Source organism: Bifidobacterium italicum, assembly GCF_002286915.1.
In the GTDB taxonomy this organism is placed as follows: domain Bacteria; phylum Actinomycetota; class Actinomycetes; order Actinomycetales; family Bifidobacteriaceae; genus Bifidobacterium; species Bifidobacterium italicum.
On sequence record NZ_MVOG01000063.1, the window covers coordinates 1 to 3593 of the forward strand.

The window sequence follows — 3593 nt, forward strand, 5'->3', positions numbered from 1 at the left end:
GCCCGACGGCGCGCTGCGTCGAGGCGGTGCGCGCCGCGCATGCGCGCATCCATATGCGCGAGGAGCTCAGGCGCAATGCCTTCGCCGTGCCGCAATCGACGGTGAAGATGCTGCTCGGGTTGCCGGCCGTCACCGTCGTCCTCGGCGAAGTGCTCGGCGCCGACCCGATCGGCGTCCTTTTCGGCTCTTGGCAGGGGATGTGCTGCCTGGGGTTCGGCGGCGTCTGCTACGCCTTCGGCGCCGTGTGGATGCTTCGGCTCATGCGACGGACGGGGGCGGGCGATGACTGACGGGAGCGGCGTATGGGTGACGCGATCGGATGGGCATGCTGCGCGGCCGTCTGTGCGGGATCGGCGGTGTTCGCGGCATTCGCCGAGACGGACGTCGGCGCGCGGCTGCGCGCATTGCCCGGGCATGTGCATGGGGACTGGGTGCCGAGCGTGCCGCTCGTGCTGCGGCTGCTGGACGCCGCGTTGGCAAGCGGCGTGTCGATTCCACGTGCGCTGCGCGCGGTCGGCGCATGCTGTGCTGGCCCGTGCGCCGAAGCGTTCGCCGCCGTCTGCGACGAACTGGCGGCCGGCGCCTCGTGGGACGACGCATGGGCATGCATATGCGATGAGCCGCGGATCGCCGGTATCGCCGCGACGGTGCGCGCGACGTTGCGTGAGTCATGGAACGAGGGCGTCGCCGCCGGCGCGCGGATCGACGCGACGATGGAACAACTCGAGACGACGGAGCGCATGGAAATCGAAAGGGACGCCTCGCGGCTCTCGGTGCGGCTGCTGCTGCCGATGGGGCTGTGCTTCCTGCCGGCGTTCCTGTGCGTCGCCGTCATACCGACGATCATCTCCTTCGCCCGATGACCCGCGATGCCCGATCGGTGCGTTTCATGTGAAACATGTGGAACGTGCGCCGCGCGTCGCCATGCATCGACGCGAATGCATGGATATACGAACAAATGGCAAACACGACAAACAACGACGAACAACAAACAAAGGAGTTGGCAATGCAGGACATGATCTCACTCGACGACGGCGTCGGCATCGACGTGATGGACGTCGGATGGCCGTTGCGGGACCTGGGCAGGCGCATGACGCGCGCCGCCGTCATGCTCGATTCGAGGATGCGCACGCTGACCGCGCAGCCGGAGGAGGGCGCCGCGACCGCCGAATACGCGGTCGTGCTCGTCGCGGCAACCGGTTTCGCGGCCGTGCTCGTCGCGCTGCTCAAGTCGGACGCGATCAAGACGCTGCTGACGAACATCGTCAAGAAGGCGCTGAGCGTCTGAGCGGTGCGGCATGCGACGTCCGTGGAAACGACTGCGCGCGTGGATGCGCGGCGGCGACGGCGGGGCGGCGACGGCGGAGTTCGCCGTTGTGCTGCCCGTCGTCGTCGTCGCGGCCGCGCTGCTGCTGTACCTCGCACGCGCGAGCGTCACGCAGATCTCATGTCAGGATGCGGCGGCCGACGCCGCGCGCGCCGCGCTCGTCAGGGACGGCGGCGTGCCCGCGCCGGCCGGCGTGCAGCTGGCGGTTGCCGACGGCGGCGACCATATCACCGTCACGACGACATGCCGTGTGCTCGCCGACCCGCTCGGCGTGCTGCCGACGACGGTGCATGGCCGGGCCGTCGTCGTGAAACAGGACATCTGAGTGTGCGACGTGGCGTCCGCGCGGGATATGCGATGCAAGGGTGCAAGGGAAAAGGAAAGGTGAACGATGACGAGGATGGGCGGATATGGACGGATGTGCGCCGTGTGGCTGCGGCGCCATGCGATGCGGCCGCGGCGTGAGGATGAGGGGTCGGCGACGGTCGTCGGCATCGCGCTCGTCGTCGCCGCGGCCGTGCTCGTCGGCGCATTGGCGGCCGCCGGCAACATCGTGCTGCGACAGTCGCAGGCGCGCACGGCGGCGGACATGGCCGCGCTCGGCGCAGCGTCCGCGCTGTGGCGCGGCGACGGCACGCCATGCGCGGTGGCGGCATGGCTGAGCGACGCGAACGCCGGGAGCCTGCGGCGTTGCGATGTGGACGGCGACGACGTCAGCGTCAGCGTGCATGTGCCGACCGACGTGCCCTTCGTCGACCATGTGACGGCGAGCGCCAGGGCGGGGCCCCGTCCTTGCGGGGGCTGACGGCTCCAGGACGGGCGCAGGACCCCGCGCCGGGCGTGGTTCATCGTCGGCGGAATGCTCCGGCGTGGGGCGGCCGCGCCCATGCTGCCGCAACACGCGGGGCGTCGGCGTCGGCGTGCGTCGCGCGCGGGGTATGGCCGGCCGGCTCGGGTGAGCAGGCTGTACCTTAGAAGCAGTGGACAGCGAGGCAATCGCGATGAAGAAACGGGAAGCAACATGGCATTAGCGCTTTATCGCCGGTATCGACCGGACACGTTCGAAGGCGTCATCGGGCAGGACCAGGTGACGGTGCCGCTCATGCGCGCGCTCGACGAGCACAAGCTCACGCACGCGTACCTGTTCTCGGGGCCGCGTGGATGCGGCAAGACGAGCTCGGCGCGCATCCTCGCGCGCTGCGTCAACTGCGTCGAGGGACCGACCTCGCATCCCTGCGGCGTGTGCGACAGCTGCCGCGACCTGGCGACCGGGGGTCCGGGGTCGATCGACGTCGTGGAGATCGACGCCGCAAGCCACAACGGCGTCGACGACGCGCGCGAGCTGCGCGAGCGCGCCGGCTTCGCGCCCGCCCGCGACCGCTACAAGATCTTCATCCTCGACGAGGCGCACATGGTGACGCCTCAGGGCTTCAACGCGCTGCTCAAGATCGTCGAGGAGCCGCCGGAGCATGTCATGTTCATCTTCGCGACGACCGAGCCGGAGAAGGTCATCGGCACGATCCGTTCGCGCACCCACCACTATCCGTTCCGCCTTGTGCCGCCGGAGACGATGGGGCCGTATCTCGAGCGGATCTGCGAGCAGGAGCATATCGAGACGGAGCCGGGTGTGCTGCGGCTCGCGATGCGCGCCGGCGGAGGCTCGGTGCGTGACACGCTGTCCGTGCTCGACCAGCTCATGGTCGGGGCCGTCGAAGGCGACATCACCTACGATTCCGCCGTCGCGCTGCTCGGTTTCACGCCGGATGTGCTCATCGGCGCGGCGATCGACGCCGTCATCGACCACGACGGCGCGAAGCTGTACGACGTCATCCAGAAGGTCATCGTCGGCGGCTACGACGCGCGCCGCTTCGTCGAGGACCTGCTCGCGCGCATCCGCGACCTGCTTGTGCTCACGCTCGGCGGCGAGCACGCCGAACGCGTGCTCAGCGATGACGCGGCCGCCGAGGACCTCGACGACCTGCACCGGCAGGCGACGGCGCTCGGTCTGGCGACGCTGACGGCGATGGCCGAGGAGACCGACGAGGCATTGACGCATATGGTCGGGGCGACGTCGCCGCGCATGCGTCTGGAACTGCTCGCCGCGCGCCTGCTCGCCGGCCGCGAGACCGGATACGCCGCGCTCGGCGGCGACGGACCGTCCGCGGCCGCGCAGCCCGATCCGACGAAACCGGCGACCGGCGGCGGATTCATCGGCGCCGATGCGGACGGCGACGTGCCCAAGCGCGGGCGGCCGGACGCCGCCCCC

Annotated in this window: 5 protein-coding genes and 1 pseudogene; all 6 read left to right on the plus strand. The window is 70.0% G+C overall.

The genetic code is table 11. From position 1 onward, the window contains the following. A pseudogene (locus B1400_RS09755) lies at positions 1 to 290 on the plus strand (type II secretion system F family protein); the annotation flags it as partial. A 12-nt stretch (positions 291 to 302) separates the two neighbouring features. Then, the gene (locus B1400_RS09220) at positions 303 to 863 is read left to right on the plus strand and encodes a type II secretion system F family protein (protein ID WP_095614084.1); all 561 of its coding nucleotides are present in this window, start codon (positions 303 to 305) and stop codon (positions 861 to 863) included. A gap of 188 nt (positions 864 to 1051) precedes the next feature. After that, positions 1052 to 1288: a DUF4244 domain-containing protein gene (locus tag B1400_RS09225; RefSeq protein ID WP_235607420.1), complete on the plus strand. Its 237-nt coding sequence runs from the start codon at positions 1052 to 1054 to the stop codon at positions 1286 to 1288. A 10-nt stretch (positions 1289 to 1298) separates the two neighbouring features. Next, entirely contained in the window at positions 1299 to 1652 is a 354-nt protein-coding gene (locus B1400_RS09230) for a TadE/TadG family type IV pilus assembly protein (protein WP_095614086.1), read from the plus strand. Positions 1653 to 1727: 75 nt separating this feature from the next. Continuing rightward, the gene (locus B1400_RS09235) at positions 1728 to 2132 is read left to right on the plus strand and encodes an Rv3654c family TadE-like protein (RefSeq protein ID WP_157909668.1); all 405 of its coding nucleotides are present in this window, start codon (positions 1728 to 1730) and stop codon (positions 2130 to 2132) included. 216 nt (positions 2133 to 2348) lie between these two features. Then, the coding region (gene dnaX / locus B1400_RS09240) for a DNA polymerase III subunit gamma/tau (protein ID WP_095614088.1) at positions 2349 to 3593 on the plus strand (1245 nt) is incomplete at its 3' end.